This is a genomic window from Caballeronia udeis (assembly GCF_044909315.1).
GTDB lineage: Bacteria > Pseudomonadota > Gammaproteobacteria > Burkholderiales > Burkholderiaceae > Caballeronia > Caballeronia udeis_A.
The window spans coordinates 29,003-47,620 of record NZ_JBIYEB010000031.1; the positions used below are offsets into that span (position 1 = coordinate 29,003).

Genomic DNA, 18,618 nt, shown 5'->3' on the forward strand with positions numbered 1-18,618 from the left:
CTTATTCACGTTCCAGCTCCACTGCGTCCCATATAAGCCGCGGATCGAATGACAACGCGGCGAACATGGTCAGCACGACCACCGCGCCAAAAGCGATGGCGCCGGGTCCGGCTTCAATGCTCGCAACCGAACCGAACTGCACGAGGGCGACCAGGATGGTGATGACGTAGATATCGAGCATCGACCAACGGCCGACAAATTCGACGATCCGGTAAATGCGGGTTCTTTCACGCGGGATCAACGCAGAGCGCAACTGCGTGCTCCACGCGAGATAGGTGAGCGACAGGATCTTGAGCATGGGTACCACGACACTTGCAATGAAAACGATAACGGCAAGCGACCACGATCCTGTCGTCCAGAGATAAACAACACCACTGATGATCGTGTCGGATTGCGCGCCGAAGAGGGTACTGGTGACCATGATCGGCAAAAGGGCGGCCGGGATATAGAGGATCATGGCGGCGAAGGTGAATGCCCAGGTGCGTTTGAGGCTGTCCGGCTTGCGCAGATGCAAGCTTGCGTTACAGCGTGGGCAACTCGCGCCGTGCGCGTGAGCCGGCGGCTTCGAGAGCAGGTCGCAGTGGTGACAGGTGAATAGACCGGCACGCGCACCGGTAGCCGTTGTGGAGGAGCTTGCGGCGACCCCGTATGACACATCGGTGTTGTTTCGCACGCCGCCGATCCGCGCCCAACTATCGCGCGGGTTAAACGTCACGGCTGCAGCCGCGAGCAGCACCATCACTGCGCCGAATGCCCAGATCGCAACGCCGGGAACGACGGATGCGATGTGCTGGAGTTTGACGAGTGCGACCAGCAAGCCGAGCATGAGCACTTCAATCATTCCCCAGGGCGCGATGTGCCGCAGCACCCGAAGAACAATCTCGGGCTTTTGAGGAAAACCGCCTAGTTGCAAGGGCAATAGCAGATAAATCACCGCCGCTATATTCAGTGCCGGCATCAGGATGGTGGTCACAAAGACAAGGCCTGCTATGGCCCACATGCCATCTGCATACAACGATGAAGCCGCACCGAACAGCGTGGTATTGACAAGCGTGCCATTGACCCAAAGTCCGACGACCGGAAAGCAGTTGGCAATCGCGAACAGGATGGCTGCAGCCACGGTGAGTGCCAGTGCCCGATCGAATGTGGCCGGCAAGCTCCGGTAGAGGGTAGCGCCGCACCGTTGACAACGTGCAGTACCACCATCCGTTAGTGCCGTCTCCCACTGGAGCAGATCACATTCGTGACACGCGATTAACTTGGCTTCATTCATCTTCGACATCCGCTGGCGGGCGCTCGATCCGTAGCGCATACCTTTTATCCGACTGGCGCGGCTGCAATCGTGCGGGCGCCGCAGAGATCGGCTGACTTGACGAGACGCGGCATGGTTGGGCGCCTTCGAGAAGCCGCTGCGCTTACAGGCGATACGGGATCGGCCGTTGCTCGAATGCGATCTGGTCGTTCCCTGTCCGGCTTCACTTAAGCTGCGCTACCAGCGCGTCAGCCCCTTTTTCGATACCGGTCTTCGACGCGTTCAACTTCCCGACGCTTGCCCCAATGTTGTACGGGTTCGGGTACTGTTTTGTCACGTAGGCACTGAGCAGGCGGTTGGTCGAAGCGTCGTGGATTTCGACGGCGTAGATGACGGAACCTGTGAGGGCGCCTTCCTTGCCCCGGGCCGCTTGCACGCCGTTGTATAAACCGCCGGCAATGTCGAACCGTGAAAGGGTGCCGATAACCGGGGTGGTAGTCGCCGCGCCCGTTAATGTCAGCTTGACGCGCAGCGTGTCCGCACCTGGGTTGTTAGTCAGCTCGAAGCGGGTCCCCAGTTTTTCCGCAAACTTCGTTTGCATATAGCTGGCGAGGGACGCTTTGTCCGCATCCGTCATGTCGCCAAACTGGTTGTCAGCGCCCCGATAAACCACGACCGGATCAATGATCAACCGGCGGTATTGCCGCCAATCCACCTGGGTCGAGAAGCGATAAGGCACTCGTCCAGTCGTATCCTGCGGATCGGGTTTTAAATAGGATGACGATTCAATCCCTGAATACGCATCAGGCTTCACGGTTGTGCAGCCCACCAAGGCTGCGCAAATCACAGTTAGCAGCAAGTGCCGCGAATTGATCGTCTTGACCATTCATATCTCCGGTTCGGTTTCTGCATCAGACATGACAGCTCATGTGTGGCGCCAGACTAACATCGAATAATATCGATGTAAACCGACCGGGCGGTTTGTTTGTAAAATAAACTGGCAGAGATGTCGAACTGCAACGTGATGGCAGTTTTGTTACGGACGCACGCAAATGGGGCAAATGCGCTGCGTCGCGGATTCAGGGATACCTTGGGACGGTCGGCGGGGAGCTTTCGTTATTGGACGAATCCCGTGACCCGGTTTTCGCATGCGTGACTGGCCAGAGCCGGCCTGTCTGGAACTGACATCCGTAGCGGATGCGTCGCGGCGCGGGGGAATTCCCGCCGAGGTTGTCACCCGGCGGACAAGCTCTTTTCAGGCGCTTTGATCGCGCGCGCTTGCGCTGCGCGGCGCGCGCACCGAGCGTGCTTTTTTAGGCGTTTCTGCAGAAGACGGCCACTGGCGCTCGTCCAGCAGACGATCGAACAAACGGCCCCGCTCCTTGTCGGAAAGCGGACAGAGCCCGAGCAGGGCGCTCAACGCGAGACCTCTTGCCGCTTCCAGACGCAACAAGGCCAGGTCCGGGTCCGCCGCTTCGGCCTTGATGCGTTTGATCCTTTTCGCATCTGCTTCCCGAACGGATTCCATCAGTGAGGGGTCTTCCACCAGAGCCGCCAGGATGGCATGGCCGACCGGGTTCTGTCGGCCCATGGATTCGCGGGTCGAGGCGATCTGCGACAACAGCGTGGGGCTGGGCTCTTCAGGATCGAGCTTCGCCAGATAGTCTCTGGAGAAGTTCTCGAAATACTCGGTGCGGTGTTCGAGCAACGCTTTCAGCACGTTTCCTTTTGTCTGGAACTGATGCATCAGGCCGCCCTTGCTGATACCGCTTTCGCGCGAGATGGCGTCGAACGTGAGCTGGCCCGGACCATCGCGGCAAACAATGGTGAGCGCCGCCTGGATGGCCGCTGCACGGGAGCGTTCCGAGCGGGTTGGATTGTCCATAAATTCTCTCAAGAGCAGATACGCGTTCACGCAACTGCATAAAAAATCGCTAGAGCATGAGTGGCTGCTCAAGCGTTGTTGTTCTTTATCCCGGGAGGGATGCCTGCCTGACGGCTAGCGCATAGCTTCGCATACTTTTAAAGCGGCCTCTGGACCTGAACTTTACATGGGTCTCAGGCGGCTATTGCGCACGGGCCGTCATCATGCCCGCGTCATTGGTGGTTCAACACGATCAGTCATGACGGTCCCACGGCGGTTCGTCGCGAAACGCGTTGGCAAGGTAATCGATGAACTGGCGAACCTTCGACGGCACATAGCGCGCAGTCGGATAAATCGCATTGATGGTCAGCTCCGCCGTCCTGTAGTCGGGCAGCAACCGGATCAGGTTCCCGGCCTTGATATCCTGCCCAAAAACGAAGGTGGGGCCATACGCAATCCCGACGCCCGCGAGCACTGCGGAGCGCAGCATCTGCATGTTGTTGGCCTGCATCCGAAGCGGTCCGTCGATCACATGCTCGCGATTCTGTTTATCGGTCAGCGTCCACTCGGGAACCGATACCGCCTCGCTGAACGCAAGACGAGGTGCACGCCGCAAGTCTTCGGGATTCTTCGGCGCGCCCTCGCGTGCGAGGTATGCCGGCGACGCGCAGATCGCCATGCGGCAGGGTGCGAGACGTCGAGCGACCAGATCAGAGTCGGGCAGCTTGCCAATGCGGATAGCGACGTCAATGCCGGCGCTTTGCAGGTCGACATAACGATCGTCGAGCGAGACTTCAATGCTGACATGAGGATGGTCGTCAAGGTAGCGCGCGACCACGTCGCCCATATGCATTGCCCCGAACGTGACAGGCGCGGCGACCCGCAAGATGCCGCGTACCGTGCTGTGCGCGTCGCTGGCTTCCCGGTTGGCATCGTCGAATTCTTCGAGGATACGTTGGCACCGGACGTAGTACGTGCGCCCGGCGTCGGTGAGGCTCAGGCTCCGGGTGCTGCGATGAAGCAGGCGCACGTTCAACTCGGCTTCGAGCGCGCTGACATATTTGCCGGCCATGGAAGCCGACAGGCCAAAACGTTTGCCGGCGGCCACCAGGCTGCCCTCGTCAATGGCGGCGACAAACACGGCGATGCTTGCAAAACGGTCCATTTTATTCGATAGCCAAGCGATTGGGTGATGATACAAAAGAAGGGATTATCGTCTTTTATTCGCTAATCTAACATCGCCTTGTGAGTTTGGCCGACCGCGGTCAAGCCGCCGATATCAAGGAGTTTGCGATGAAAGTAGCGTCCAACGGCATACAGATTCACGTGAAAGACCAGGGCGACGGCACACTGCCGGTCGTTTTCCTACATTACTGGGGAGGCTCGTCGCGCACGTGGGATGACGTGATTGCGGCGCTTCCGGCGGGATACAGGACCATCGCTCCGGACCTGCGGGGCTGGGGCGACTCGGACGCGCCGGCCGCCGGGTACGCGCTTGCCGATTTCGCCGACGACGTGCAGCACATGCTTGTCGCCATGAACCTGAACCGGTTCGTATTGGCCGGCCACTCGATGGGCGGCAAGATTGCGCAGTTGCTCGCGTCGCGTCGCCCCCGGGGACTTGCAGGGCTCGTGCTGGTTGCGCCGTCTCCGCCCGTGCCGTTGGTCCTGCCTGGTGAAGTGCGCGCGGCAATGGAAGGCGCTTACCTCTCGCGGGAGTCCGTCGGCATGGCGATAGACCAGATGCTGACCGCCAAGCCGCTCAGCCCGAAGCACCGGGAACAGGTGATTGAAGACAGCCTGCGTGGTGCGTCTCAGGCGAAGCTGGCGTGGCCCCAATCCACGAGCCTGGAAGACATCACGCTCGATGTCGCTGCGATCAATGTCCCGACTATCGTGATTGCCGGCGAGCTTGACCGTATTGATGGCACCGCCATACTCGAAGCGGAATTGCTCACGCGTGTTCCGCATGCGGTCATGCATGTGCTGCCCGGTACCGGGCACTTGTCACCGCTGGAGTCGCCGGTGGAAGTGGCCGGGATCATTCGCGAGTTTGTCGATGGGCTTGAGCACGCCGGCGGCGATGCGATCACGGTCACCCTGCTCATGAACGTGAAGGAGGACTTCGCAGCGGATTTTGTTGGCGGCCTGTCTGCGCTGATGCGCGAAACGTCTTCTTCGCCGGGCGCGCGATCGGTTCGCGCGTTCCGCAATGCTGAGCGCGCCAACGCGATTTTGTTTGTGGAAGAGTGGGAAAGCGAGGCGGCATTCAAGAGGTACATTGCGTGGCGCACCGAGCGCGGCGATATGGCAAGGCTGACTCGAATGCTGTCGAAACCGGCTGAGATAACGACGTGGTCCACAGCAACGCAGGCCGTGAGTTAGGTCGCTTGCAACGTTGCGGTGTTTGATGCTGCGAAGCATACGGTAACGCCAGGTCGCCTTGAGCCTCCTGGCGTTTTTATTCCGCGATCATCGCGCGTGCCGCCGCTTCCTTGTCTTATGGAAACAAGAAACAATCCTGCTGTTTGCCTGCTGCAACATAGCGATGCTACTGTTCGACTGGCGCCCGTTGAGCGCTCCATCCCCGTGTACGGTCGTGCTCTTTCCAAAGGAAAGCCATCATGCGATACACCCTGTTCGAGCAACGTAAAGACGAATTGATTCTGGTTGCACGCGTACTCCTGATGATCCTGTTCGTGATCTTCGGCTGGAGCAAATTGACGGGTTTCTCGGGCACGGTCGGTTTCATGACCACGGAAGGTGCACCATTTCCCATGGTCTCGGCCATCATCGCGGTCGTCATGGAGTTTTTTGTCGGTATTGCGATCGTGATCGGGTTCTACACCCGGCCGCTCGCGCTGATTCTGGCGTTGTACACGCTGGGCACGGCGCTGATAGGACACCACTTCTGGACGATGACCGGCGACGCGTATATGGCCAACATGATCAACTTTTACAAGAACATCAGCATCATGGGCGGCCTGCTGCTGTTGTGCGTGACAGGCGCAGGCAAATATTCGGTCGACCGAAGGTAAGCGAATCCCTAAGCCGATTCATAAGGTCATCCATAGGTCATCCATAGGCGCATCGATCACTGTGTATTCTCGGGACCGGGCAGGGCGGATATCATACTGATCTTCACAGGGCTGGTTAAGCGCCTATAGACATCCGCCGCCCGGCTCTCGCCCGGCCCGATACCCGTATCTGCACCCAGCGACGTCAAGCATGAATTCCACTCCCGCTGCGCCCTCACGCCCGCCCATGCGCACTCTGACGCCGCTCGAGGCGCGGGTGCTGGCCGTACTCGTCGAAAAACAGCACACGGTTCCGGATGCGTATCCGCTCTCGGTCAACGCGCTGACCTCGGGTTGCAACCAGAAGACCGCGCGCTCGCCGGTGATGAACGTCACTGAGGCTGATGTCCTCACGACCGTTGACGACCTGAAGCGGCTTAGCCTGGTTTTTGAAGGCAGCAGCAGCCGCGTGCCGCGCTTTGAGCACAACATGAACCGGGTATTGGGCATCCCGAGCCAGGCCGCTGCGCTGCTCACTACGTTGATGTTGCGCGGGCCTCAGACTGCGGCGGAGCTTCGCCTGAATGCTGCACGCCTGCATGGTTTCGCCGATGTCTCGTCGGTCGAGGCATTTCTCGATGAACTTGCCGCCGGCGATCCGCCCCGAGTCGTGAAACTGCCGCGCACTCCGGGTGAGCGCGAAAGCCGCTGGGCGCACCTGTTATGCGGTGAAGTGAGCGTGAGTGTCAGTGAAGCTTCAGCCGGCGGTGCTGTAGATGACTCCGTTTCGTACACCGAGTTCGAGATGCTCAAAGCGGAGCACAAACGGCTCAGCGAGGAGTTCATCCGGTTGCGGACCATGGTCGAGCAGATGGCGGCCGAACTGGGCATCACCCTCGATAAAACGAGCGAACAGTCTTAGGGTTTTCGTTCGCACTCGGTTTTGGGGTGAGGTCTGCCGGTGTTCGGTGCTCAGGGGTCAGGGGTCTATGCCGGGTTGTCAGGTTCTGGGGGGTAGCGGTTGGAGTCAATGCCGGGTTGCTGCTTTCGGCGTTAGCGGTCTGCGAGAGTCGGATTTTCTCTTTATCACTATTAGCCACTGCGCGTGGCGGCGCGTCATTTCTTTGTCCAAAGTGACAAAGAAACGAAGCAAAGAAAACGCTTTAACCGCTCTACCCTAAGTGTCCACAGCGTGCAGTTTTAATTCATGGGCGCCCCAAAAGCACGGTGCTCGCCAGAGCGACGGATGTGTGAACCCCTCCTTCTCCGAACACAGATACCCACACGCTTCGCCACCAGTGATTGAACCTGCCCAAGGTTCACCCCGCGCTATCCGCGGACAACCTTCCACCGAATTTGTACACACGTCGAACCCCGTAGACAACCCACCTGGGAAGAAAGCCGCAGAAATGCACAAGGCCTTAACTCACGAAAATAACCGTGCAGCTCACGCAGCCAACCAACCAAGAAATGAGGCCGCAAAAATGCGTGATGCCGTCCCGGTTCCTTGGAAACGGGTGCTTGCCCGAGAGCACTGGTGGCGAAGCGTGTTCATGTCAGGATTCGCGAGAAGGAGGGGTTCAGACATCCGTGGCTCTGGCGAGCACCGTGCTTTTGGGGCACCCATGAATTAAAACTGCACGCTGTGGACACTTAGGGTAGTGCGGTTAAAGCGTTTTCTTTGCTTCGTTTCTTTGTCACTTTGGACAAAGAAATGACGCGCCGCCACGCACAGTGGCTAATAGAGCAAAAAAGATCAGCCAACATATAACGCGCGAGGACCTTGAAAGCAGCAACCCGGTATAGACCCCGACCGCTAACCCCAGAACCTGGCAACCCGGCATCAACCCCGACCGCTAACCCAAACCGCACCGGCAAACCCAAACCCGAAAACCAAGTGCGAACGAAACCCCTTGGTCACTTCACGCCACCACCCAGCACCTTATACAAGGTCACGAGGTTGGACTGCTGCGACAGCGTGTCGGAAGCCAACTGCTGCTGCGCGGTATAGAGCGTGCGTTGCGCATCAAGAAACGTGAGGAAGCTGTCCGTACCCGCTTTGTACCGCGCCTGCGCAATCGTGTAATAGCTCTGCGCCGACGTTACATAATCGTGATCCGCACTCACCTGATCGATGTACGTTGCACGCGCCGTCAGCGCATTCGATACCTCCTTGAACGCGGTCTGGATCGCACTCTCATAGTCGGCAATCTCGATGCTCTTTTCGATCTTCGCAACGTCCAGCGACGCTTTGTTGCTGCCGTAATCGAAGATCGGCAAGGACACGGTCGGCGCGAATGTCCACGCGCCGGTGCCGGCCTTGAACAGACCGGACAGCGTAGAACTCGACGCCCCCGCGGTCGCGGTCAGTTCTATCTTCGGGAAGAACGCCGCCCGCGCGACGCCAACGTTCGCGTTCGCCGCTTTCAACGCATGCTCCGCCTCCACAATATCCGGCCGGCGCGTAAGCAAGGTCGACGGCAACCCCGCATCGATCTCGGCGAACATCGATGTGGCGGTGGCCTGGTCAAATGCGGGCGCGGCCGGGAGATCGTCTGGAATGGGCGCGCCGAGCACAGCGACCAGGTTGTTGCGGTCCTGGGCTACGGCCCGCCGATACGACGCCAGACTGGCCTGCGCGCTGGCAAGCGTGTTCTGCGCCTGCCGAACATCGAGCAGAGAGGAGTTGCCCAGTTCCTGTATGCGCTTCGTGACGTCGTAGGTGGCTTGGTCAGACGCCACCGTGTCCTGCGTGATCTTCAGCAAGCGCTCGTCCGATAGACACGTCAGGTAGTCGGTCGCCACCGTTGCGATCAGGCTGATGCGCGTGCTTTGCCGCGATGCCTCGGTCGATAGATAGTTTTCCAGCGCTTGCCGCTTGAGACTGCGCAGACGCCCGAAGAAGTCGATCTCCCACGACGTAGTCCCAATGCTGAGGTCGTTCGATACGCTGGTCGCACCTAACGTGCGTTCGCGCGTCACGCTGCCGCTTGCCGATATCGACGGCGCCAACGCCGCCCGCGTGATGCGATATTGCGCCTCGTATTCCGCTACGTTCAACGCCGCCACGCGCAGGTCGCGGTTGTTGTCGAGCGCAATCTGGATCAGCCGCTGCATGCGCGGATCGCGAAAGAAGGTACGCCATTGGGTATCGACGGCCAGGGTATTTGATGTATCCGCGGCTGTCTTCTGCGCGGCGACCGTGCTTTCGTAAGCATCACCATGGGGATAGGTTGAGGCCACCGGCGCGGCGGGCCGCTCGTAATGCGGGTCGAGCGTGCAGCCGGTGAGTGTTGCGATCGTCGCGATCGCCAGCGGCAGCAGGCGAACACCCAGTTTCAATCTCATCATTGCTCACCTTCGTTATGCGTGGTGTGGCCGTGCTCGCCGAACAAACGCCGCACGACGACGAAGAACACCGGTACGAAAAAGATCGCGAGTACAGTGGCGGCGATCATGCCGCCCATCACGCCGGTGCCTATCGCGTGGCGGCTCGCCGATCCCGCGCCCGTGCTGATCACAAGCGGCAGCACGCCGAATATGAACGCGAGCGAGGTCATCAGGATCGGCCGCAAGCGCAGGCGCGCCGCTTCCAGCGTGGCGTCGATCAGGCTGCGGCCCTGCGCTTGAAGGTCCTTCGCGAATTCGACAATCAGGATCGCGTTCTTCGTCGACAGGCCAATGGTCGCCAGCAGACCGACCTTGAAATAGATGTCGTCGGGAAGCCCGCGAAGATGTGCGCCGAGTACCGCACCGAGCACGCCGAGGGGCACGACAAGAATCACTGCGATCGGGATAGACCAGCTTTCGTACAGACCCGCGAGACACAGGAACACAACGATCAGCGAGATCGCATACAGATAGATCGCTTGCGAACCCGCGAGCCGCTCCTGATAAGACTGCCCGGTCCAGTCGATGCCAAAGCCGGCCGGGAGTTTTTTGACGAGCGCTTCAACTGCGTCCATCGCCTGGCCGGTGCTTGCGTTCGCGCCGGTTTGCGCGGTGATTTCCATCGCGAGCGTGCGGTTGAAACGCTCGATCTGCGGCGGCCCGAAAGTCCACTTGCCGGTGGCGAACGCCGAGAACGGCACCATCTGGCCGTCGTAGTTCGTGGTGCTCGTGGTCGTGCTGCTTGAGGTGCTCGATGTACTCGTTGTGCTCGATGTGCTCGACTTCACGTACCAGCGTCCGATGTCCGAAGGCATCATCCGATAGGGCGCATCGGCTTGCACATAGACCTTTTGAATACGGCCCGTATCGACGTAATTGTTCACGTAGGTTGAGCCGAACGCCGTCTCCAGCGTGTCGTTTACATCGGCAACGGAGAGCCCTAGCGCGCTGGCCTTCTCGCGATCAATGTCGACGTGGAACTGCGGGGTATCGTCGAGACCGCCGGGACGCATGCCCGAGAGCAGGCTGTTGTTCGCGGCCAGCGCGATCAACTCGCGGCGTGCGGCCATCAGCTTGTCGTGGCCTTGCCCCGCGCGATCCTCCAGTTCGAAGTCGAGTCCGCTCTGCGTGCCGAGTTCATGGATGGCGGGCGGATTGAGCGCGAAGATCTGGGCGTCGCGTGCGGTGGTCGCGAAATGCATGTTGGCATGCAGGATGATCGACGCCGCCTGTCCGTCCTTGCCGCGGCGCGTGCTCCAGTCCTTGAGCTTGACGAATGCGAGCGCATTGTTCTGGCCCGAGCCGTTGAAGCTGAATCCCGTGAGCGCGATGATCTTGTCCACCTGCGGCAAGCCGAGATAGTAGTCTTCGACCTGCTTCACGGTCTCGAGCGTTTTCGCGGAAGGCGTGCCGACCGGCGTCGAGATCGACGTAATGAGGATGCCCTGGTCTTCTTCAGGCAGATAAGACGACGGCAGCTTCGTGAAGAGCAGCACGACCACGCCTGCTATCAGCGCATAGATCACGAGATAACGCACGGGCTTGCCGACCACGCGGGATACACCGGTCGAGTAGCGGTCGGTGCCGCGCGCAAGCACGCGGTTGAACCAGCCGAGCAGCCCGCGTTTCTCGTGATGCTCCACGTCCGAAGACCTGAGCAGTGTCGCGCATAACGCAGGAGTGAGCGTCAACGCGAGGAATACCGAAAGCAGCATGGCCGCCACGATAGTGATCGAGAACTGCCGGTAGATCGCACCCGTGGAACCGGAGAAGAAGGCCATGGGAATGAACACGGCGATCAGCACGGTCGTGATGCCAACGAGCGCGCCGGTGATCTGCTTCATCGCTTTGCGCGTCGCTTCAAGCGGCGACAGTTTTTCCTCCGCGATCAAGCGCTCGACGTTCTCCACGACCACGATGGCGTCGTCCACCAGCAAGCCGATGGCAAGCACCAGCCCGAACATGGAGAGCACGTTGATGGAGAACCCCACCACCGACATCACCGCGAACGTACCAAGCAGCGCGACTGGCACCACGATGGTCGGGATCAGCGTGGCGCGCAGGTTCTGCAGGAACACGTACATCACGACGAACACCAGCATCACCGCTTCGATCAGTGTCTTCACCACCTCTTCAATCGATATACGCACGAACGGCGTAGTGTCGTACGGATAGTCGACCACCACGCTACGCGGTAGCTGCGGCGTCAACTGTTCGAGCTTTGCGCGCACTGCCTTCGCGACGCTCATTGCATTCGCGCCGCTGGCAAGCTTCACCGCAAGCGAAGCGGCAGGCTTGCCGTTGAGCCGCGAGTCCGTGCTGTAATCGTCGCCGCCCACTTCCACACGCGCGACGTCGCTTAGCAGCACCTTGGAGCCGTCCGTGTTCACGCGCAGCAGGATCGAGCCGAACTCTGCGGGTGTGGTCAGCAGGCTGGAAGCGGAGAGGGTGGCGTTGATCGCCTGCGTCTTCGTCGATGGAGAACCGCCGATCTGGCCGACCGATAGCTGCACGTTCTGGTTGGTGATCGCGGTGGTGACGTCGCTTGCTGTCAGACCTACCGCCTGCAGCTTGACGGGGTCGAGCCACACGCGCATGGCGTGCTGCGCGCCGAACAGCGTTACGTCTCCCACACCGTCGATCTGCGTCAGCGGGTCCTCGATCTGCGTCGCAATGACATTGCCGAGATCGATGGAATTCATGCTGCCGTCGGAGGACGACAGCGAGACGATCATCAGGAACGAGCTGGCCGCCTTCGCGACCTGCACACCCTGGTTCTGCACCGTCTGCGGCAACGAGGAGCTTGCCTGCTCCACCTTGTTCTGCACCTGCACCTGCGCGATGTCGGCGTTGGTGCCCTGCTGGAAAGTCAGCGTGATGGTCGCCGTGCCCGCAGAGCTGCTGGTGGAGGACATGTAGAGCAGGTTGTCGATACCGCTCAGCTTCTGTTCGATCACTTGCGTGACCGTGGTCGCCACGGTTTCGGCGGAAGCGCCGGGATAGCTCGCCGTGATCTGCACAGACACCGGCGCGACGCTCGGATATTGCTCGACGGGCAGCGTGCGGATGGACGCCGCCCCCACCATCATGATGACGATGGCGATGACCCACGCAAGAATCGGTCGGTTAATGAAAAAGCCTGCCATAAGGTTCTCGCTTTAACCGCGGGTTGCCGACGCGGCCGTCGCCGCCGTAGCGGGGGCATCGGAATTTGAATCGGAAGGAGAGGGGCTTTCGACCGCCTTGACGAGTGCACCGGTTCGCGCCTTCTGTGACCCCGAGACGATCACGCGGTCGCCGGCTTTCAGGCCGCTCGTGACGATCCAGTCCGTGCCGTTGGCGCTGCTGGTGGTCACGGTGGTCTGCGCGACCTTGCTGTCGGCGCCGACGGTGAGCACGCTGGCCGAGCCGTCCGATGCGCGCGACACCGCCAGTTGCGGCACCGTGATCGCCTGCTGGTTCACGCCTTCCTCAAGCCGCGCCCGCACGAACATGCCCGGCAACAGCGTGCCCTCCGGGTTCGGGAACACGCTGCGCAGCGTGACTGAACCGGTGGTGGCGTCGACGGTGATATCCGAGAACAGCAGCTTGCCGACATGCGGATAATCACTGCCGTCTTCCATCACGAGATGCACCACCGCGCCGTCGCTGCCCGCCTGCTGCAACTGGCCGCTCGCGAATTCCTTTTGCAGCCGCAGCCAGTCGACCGATGATCGGGTGACATCGAGGTACATCTCGCTGGTCGCTTGAATGGTGGCGAGCGCCGTGGTCTGCTCGGCGGTGACAAGCGCACCCTCGGTCACGCTCGATTTGCCGATACGGCCGGCGATGGGCGCCACGACCTTCGTGTAACCGAGGTTGATGGCGGCGGTTTTCAATGCCGCGCGATCGGCGACCACGTCGGCCTTCGCTTCCTGCAGCGACGAGATGGCGTCGTCGTAATCCTGCTTGCTCACGCCGTCGATCTTCGATAAGTCCGTATAACGCGTGGCCTTGGTTTGCGCGGCGTCGGCCGTGGCTTGCGCCTTCACCAGCGTCCCGACGGCCTGGTCGTAGGTCGCCTGGTAGCTGGCCGGATCGATCTGGTAGAGCACCCCGCCCGCCGCGACCAGCGAGCCTTCCGTGAAGAGCCGTTTCATCACAATGCCCTGCACCTGCGGCCTGACGTCGGCCACACGCACGGCAGACAGGCGGCCGGATAGTTCGGTGCTGGCGACGATCGGATGCGGCGCGATGGTTTCAACGCCCACTTCAGGCGTGTCCTGTGGCGGACGCTGTGAACCGCCGTCGCCACAAGCGGCGAGCGACAACGCGGTCACCGAAGCGGCAACGGCCACAAGCGCACGGGTGCGCAGTGATCGTACGGTTCCGGAATGAAGTACGGATACCTGATGGATTATTCGGGTCATGCGGTGAGCATCCTTCGATCAAGGTTCGACAAAGGGCCGCCGGGCAGACATCGACACGCAGGTCTTTCGAAAGACGCGAGGGAAAGCGAAGGAGGGTCGCCTCGAGAGGCGTTCGACCAGGCCACGGAGGCTCGGGGAAAACCGCGCAACGCCATGCCAGCGGCAGGGATGACACGAGCTTAACAAGCCGCGCCTTACGCTGGATTAGTCACTGATTACACGATGTAACTCTGCTGAAGGCGGGCGTACAGGTGTACGCCGCAACAGTGTCAGGTGCGCATGCGCGAGGGGAAGTCGAGCACGACGGCGAGGCCGCCGCCGTCGGCGTTGTGCATGGACAGGTCACCGCCGTAACGGCGCGTGAGACGCCGTACGATCGTCAGGCCCAGGCCGCAATGCGCGTCGCCTCCGCGGGCAGGATCGATCCGCACGAAGGGCCTTAGCGCACGCGCGAAATGCGCTTCGGGCATGCCCTTGCCGTGATCGCGCACGCTGAGGCGGTCACGCCCGTTGCTCCGCGACGTCGCGATACACAACGGCGGCGCGCCGTAGGTGAACGCGTTTTCAACGAGGTTTGACAGGATCCGGTCCAGTTCCACGGCGGGCAGGCAAAAATCGTCGCCCGCCTGCAGGCCGAGTACGAACAGCGGCTCTCGCGCGAGCACGTCGTTGCCGTCGACATCCGCTTCAGCTTCCGCGTAGTGTCTGCGGCAGAACGCATCGACTGAAATCCACGGTGCGTGCGCGTCTGTTTCGGCATCGCGGGCGAAGTCGAGGAATTGCGTGACGATCTGCGCAAGCGATTCAGTGTCGTGGAAAAAACCGTTGCGCGCGGCGGTGTCCGGCACGAGGTTCGCGCGGACCTGGATGCGTGTGATAGGCGCGCGCAGGTCATGCGCCACGCCGGCCAGCATGACTGCGCGCTCCTGCTCGGCGTCGCTCAGTTCCCGGGCCATTTCGTTGAAGTCGCCAATCAGGCCCCTGACTTCCGATGGACCGTTGGCAAGGACCATCGGCGGACGATGCCCCAATCTGAATTCACGTGCTGCCCGTGCCAGTCGCAATACGGGTTTCTGTATCTGCCACGCGCCGAGCAGTGCGATAAAAATGGCAAGGAACAGCATGAGGGCGCTTGCACTCAGCAAGCGGCTCACGGGCGGTACCGAGGCTGGAATCACAAGCCATCGAGGTGATGAGCCATAACGCACCCACATGAGCGTTTCGGTGTGGTCAAACACCACGCGGCTTTGCGGCGGCAGGTGTGCACGCAGGGTGGTCTCGAACGGGCCGTCGGAATCGGCGCAGGGGGGCGGACACTCGAGCGGCGCGGGCCGCGTCCCGGCGTCGACAAAACGCAGGCCGAGCGCGGTGGCCAGACGCTCACTCGAGCCGTCGGCTGCGCTCGCTGCCGGATCCAGCACCAGCCGCACCAGCCGGCTGACGTGATCCGCCTCAATGATGCCTCGCTCGCGATCGACGATCACGAGCCACGTCAGTTGCATCATGACGAGCAGGCCCACGGACAGCAACGCAAGCCGGCCGAAGATCGTGTTGAGAGGGCGCAGCAGCTTATACATCGGCTTATGCATCCGGGGTCTCGCCGGGGGCTCGCGGTGGCACGAACATATAGCCAATCCCGCGCATGGTCTGGATGATGCGCGGTTGCGAGGGATCGTCTTCAATCAGTTGGCGCAGGCGCCAGATGGGCACATCGATGCCGCGTTCCGTCACGTCCGCATGCGTGCCGTACCAGAGCGTAAGCAGCCGCGAACGCGACAGCGTTTCCATTGGATGGCGCACGAGCACGTTGAGCAGACGCAGTTCGCTGTTGGTGAGACGCTGCGGTTCGCCGTCACGCGTGAGCGTGCGGCCGTCGAAGTCGAGTTCGAAGCGCCCGAAACGCACCGGTTCCGAGCGCGGAGTGATCGGGCTTGGCGAGCGGGCCACGCCCTGGCGACGCAGCACCGCGTTGATGCGCGCAAGCAGCTCACGCGGCATGAACGGCTTGCCGAGGTAGTCGTCCGCACCCATCTCCAGGCCAACCACGCGGTCGATGTCGTCCGCACGCGCCGTCAGCATGATGACCGGTGTGTCGTCATTGTCGGCGCGCAGCCGGGTGAGCGCCGTCAGGCCGTCGACGCCCGGCATCATCAGGTCGAGCACGATGATCGACGGGCGTTCGCGCATCACCACCTGATTCAGGTCGCGCGCGTCTTGCCGGAATGTGACGGCGAGGCCGCGTTCATCGAAAAAAGCCTTCAGCAGGTCGCGCAGCGCGGCGTCGTCGTCGACTAGAAGGATTCGGGTTTCGCTGTTGGACATGGCGTGAACCTGGATGAGCCTTGACGGCTTTGTAAGCTGCAATCGAATCGACTATAAACGATGCGCACCGAGGGCGTGTTACGGCGTCTTAGCGATTCTTTCAGCGCTTTTCGCGAGTGGTGCCGTCGAGCTGGCGCTCGACATGGTCCGTGCGGCACACCGGACAGTTGGCTCAGAACCTCTAAGGCGTCGTAAGACAGGGGTAACCAACAAAAATCCGCTGCGTCTTATAGTGCGGTCGGCGTGACTGAATCGCAACGATCAGGGCACGTCATTCATGTCAATCAAGAGTGAGCCAGATGGTTAGCAAGACCCGCAATACCCGTCGTCAATTCATTTCCACCACCCTCGCACTCGGAGCCGCACTAAGATTTCCGGCTGGTGCGCAAGCGGCCGGCAGCACAAGCAACAGCGCCTTATGCCGGCTAAGCGCAGAGCAGGAGGTCGGCCCGTACTACATTGAAGATGCATTGCTAAGGTCCGACATTACCGAGGGGCGCCCGGGCATTCCTCTTCTGCTGAACATAGCGATCGTTGATGAGCGCCGTTGTTCGCCGCTTGCGAATGCGATCATCGATGTATGGCAGTGCGACGCACTTGGCATCTATTCGGGATTCACCAGGCAGGGTGCGCTACCGCCGGGTCCACCGCCCCCGGGCGCCCCGAGTTTCGGGCCTCCTCCCGAGACCGGTGACCGTCATGGCGAACCACCGCCTCCGCCGCCAAGCCGACCGGGTGATCGGCTGACTTTCCTGAGAGGCGTGCAACGTACGGACGCTCGGGGGAATGTCGTTTTCCAAACGATTTTTCCCGGCGTTTATCCCGGGCGGACCAATCACATTCACTTCAAGGTGCGGGTCGCGGCGAAAGCCGGCGACGGGTCGCTCAGTGGCGAGCATGTCTCGCATGTCGGCCAGATTTTCTTCCCCGAGGAGCTGACGGTTGAATTGATGCGTAACCGGCCTTATCGCGATCATAAAATCCGGCGTACAACCCTGTCCGATGACGGGGTATTCGTCGATCAGCAAGGCGCTAAATCAATAGCGCGCGTGCAGGCAGTCGATCAGTCCGCAGTGGCGAACGGCTTGCGTGCGCAGATTGTCGCGGTCGTCGATCCGGACGCGAGCCCGGCCCCCGCGCGGCGCTCGCCGGGTGCGTTTCGCGGGTGACCTGCCTACCAGGTGACTTTCCTTTTAAAGTCATCACCGGCTAAGCAGCGCTGTCATTGATCAGTCGCCGTCGATAAGACGAACCGCGAGTTCCGGGCTGAACGCTCCGGCGGGTATGGTGGGTGCTGACCCGCAGGGTCCGTCGGAATTGCCCGGGACCTTGATCCATACCGGCAGCATGGCGCCCGTCGCGCCGGTCGTGCGCGCGCCAATCATCCTGGCGGGCGGATTGCACCACTGGCCATCTGAACCTTTGCCGTTACGGCTTGTATCGACAACGAATGGTTTGCTATAGCCGAATTGCCCCGTCAGGGCCGCATTCACGGAGTTTGCATAATCCGCGGATTCCTGCGTCGTATAGAAATTGGATACGTTCAGCGCAAAACCTTTTGCCTCGCTCGAACCCGCCGCATTAAGCCTGGCCGCCATCACGGCCGCGGGAACCCAGTGTGCGTTGCCGCCGTCGACATACACGTCCGCGGCGGGTGCGTTCTGGCGAAAGCGCGACACGGCATAACGCAGCAGGCCAAGCCGCTCGTCGCGCTCGGCGTCGGTCTTGAAGCAGTCCAGTTGAGCGGTCGAATCCGGTTCTACGATAACAACCGCACGGCGATTGCCCACGCCGCGCGAGAACGAATCTATCCAGGTGCGATAAGCCGAGGCGTCGGCCAGACCTCCCGCCGATGCCCCTCCGCAGTCGCGATTGGGAATGTTGTAGGCGACCAGGATGGGTTCCTGATGCGCGGCATCCGCCCGGTCGACGAAGCGTTTGACCGCCTTGTGAACGTCACCGCTCCAATTGCCGAACCAGCGCGCCATTGGCACGCTGGAAATCGATTCCTTGATGCGAGGCGCGCGGGGATCCGCTTGATGGCTTCGCACCCACAATGCGGGACTCGAGTCGGGATCGACATAAAACCCGGCGCCGGCATACGCTTGTGCAACACCCAGAAAGACCAGGGCGGCGATAGCAAGAGCGTGTTTGATGCGCATTTTTCGGTTCGGCTCCCAGGGAGGATGCAGCCGTGTATGTCTTTGTATCGAGCTGAGGTTCTTTCCCACGAATAAGGATTGGCAGCCTGCGACGAACCCATTCGTGGCAAATAGCAGCAGCTTACAGAAGACCGCCACATCGCGCTGGCGCACGTAGATTCATTTCCCGTTGGCGAGGTTCACTTATCAAGTAAAGCAAACG

Annotated in this window: 14 protein-coding genes; 4 read left to right on the forward strand and 10 right to left on the reverse strand. The window is 60.9% G+C overall.

Annotation, left to right across the window (positions count from 1 at the left end; all coding sequences use genetic code 11):
• Window position 1: 1 nt before the first annotated feature.
• From ABH944_RS35380 to ABH944_RS35395, 4 genes are all read right to left on the reverse strand, one after another.
• Window positions 2–1,273, reverse strand: coding sequence for a paraquat-inducible protein A (locus ABH944_RS35380; protein ID WP_404612336.1), 1,272 nt, complete (start codon window positions 1,271–1,273; stop codon window positions 2–4).
• A gap of 202 nt (window positions 1,274–1,475) precedes the next feature.
• On the reverse strand, window positions 1,476–2,138 hold the full coding sequence (locus ABH944_RS35385) for a DUF3313 domain-containing protein (RefSeq protein WP_404612281.1): 663 nt from the start codon (window positions 2,136–2,138) through the stop codon (window positions 1,476–1,478).
• Between the two features lie 369 nt (window positions 2,139–2,507).
• Window positions 2,508–3,137, reverse strand: a complete 630-nt coding sequence (locus tag ABH944_RS35390; RefSeq protein ID WP_404612334.1) for a TetR/AcrR family transcriptional regulator — start codon at window positions 3,135–3,137, stop codon at window positions 2,508–2,510.
• Between the two features lie 232 nt (window positions 3,138–3,369).
• On the reverse strand, window positions 3,370–4,281 hold the full coding sequence (locus ABH944_RS35395; protein ID WP_404612279.1) for a LysR family transcriptional regulator: 912 nt from the start codon (window positions 4,279–4,281) through the stop codon (window positions 3,370–3,372).
• Window positions 4,282–4,409: 128 nt separating this feature from the next.
• Between ABH944_RS35395 and ABH944_RS35400 the strand changes: the two genes are divergently transcribed.
• The 3 genes from ABH944_RS35400 (at window position 4,410) to ABH944_RS35410 (ending at window position 7,055) form a co-directional block, all read left to right on the forward strand.
• Entirely contained in the window at window positions 4,410–5,501 is a 1,092-nt protein-coding gene (locus ABH944_RS35400; protein ID WP_404612277.1) for an alpha/beta fold hydrolase, read from the forward strand.
• A 239-nt stretch (window positions 5,502–5,740) separates the two neighbouring features.
• Window positions 5,741–6,154 carry a DoxX family protein gene (locus tag ABH944_RS35405; RefSeq protein ID WP_404612275.1) on the forward strand — a complete coding sequence of 138 codons (414 nt, stop codon included), beginning with the start codon at window positions 5,741–5,743 and terminating at the stop codon, window positions 6,152–6,154.
• Window positions 6,155–6,344: 190 nt separating this feature from the next.
• A complete protein-coding gene (locus tag ABH944_RS35410) occupies window positions 6,345–7,055 on the forward strand; it encodes a YceH family protein (protein WP_404612273.1) in 711 nt (236 codons plus the stop codon).
• Window positions 7,056–8,050: 995 nt separating this feature from the next.
• Here the strand turns inward: ABH944_RS35410 and ABH944_RS35415 are convergent.
• The 5 genes from ABH944_RS35415 to ABH944_RS35435 all read right to left on the reverse strand — a co-directional run bounded on the left by ABH944_RS35415 (window position 8,051) and on the right by ABH944_RS35435 (window position 16,254).
• On the reverse strand, window positions 8,051–9,484 hold the full coding sequence (locus ABH944_RS35415; protein ID WP_404612271.1) for an efflux transporter outer membrane subunit: 1,434 nt from the start codon (window positions 9,482–9,484) through the stop codon (window positions 8,051–8,053).
• Complete coding sequence (locus ABH944_RS35420) at window positions 9,481–12,669, reverse strand: efflux RND transporter permease subunit (protein WP_404612269.1); 3,189 nt, start codon at window positions 12,667–12,669, stop codon at window positions 9,481–9,483. Before ABH944_RS35420 ends, ABH944_RS35415 begins: the two co-directional genes overlap by 4 nt.
• Before the next feature lie 12 nt (window positions 12,670–12,681).
• A complete protein-coding gene (locus ABH944_RS35425; protein ID WP_404612267.1) occupies window positions 12,682–13,932 on the reverse strand; it encodes an efflux RND transporter periplasmic adaptor subunit in 1,251 nt (416 codons plus the stop codon).
• Window positions 13,933–14,201: 269 nt separating this feature from the next.
• Window positions 14,202–15,521, reverse strand: coding sequence for an ATP-binding protein (locus ABH944_RS35430; RefSeq protein WP_404612266.1), 1,320 nt, complete (start codon window positions 15,519–15,521; stop codon window positions 14,202–14,204).
• A complete protein-coding gene (locus tag ABH944_RS35435) occupies window positions 15,514–16,254 on the reverse strand; it encodes a response regulator (protein WP_404612264.1) in 741 nt (246 codons plus the stop codon). Before ABH944_RS35435 ends, ABH944_RS35430 begins: the two co-directional genes overlap by 8 nt.
• 299 nt (window positions 16,255–16,553) lie before the next feature.
• Between ABH944_RS35435 and ABH944_RS35440 the strand changes: the two genes are divergently transcribed.
• Window positions 16,554–17,423 (forward strand): intradiol ring-cleavage dioxygenase, encoded by an 870-nt coding sequence (locus tag ABH944_RS35440; RefSeq protein ID WP_404612262.1) that lies wholly within the window; start codon window positions 16,554–16,556, stop codon window positions 17,421–17,423.
• Between the two features lie 60 nt (window positions 17,424–17,483).
• On the opposite strand, the gene ABH944_RS35445 is transcribed toward ABH944_RS35440, so the two are convergent.
• The gene (locus tag ABH944_RS35445; protein ID WP_404612260.1) at window positions 17,484–18,416 is read right to left on the reverse strand and encodes a glycoside hydrolase family 6 protein; all 933 of its coding nucleotides are present in this window, start codon (window positions 18,414–18,416) and stop codon (window positions 17,484–17,486) included.
• Between the last annotated feature and the right edge of the window lie 202 nt (window positions 18,417–18,618).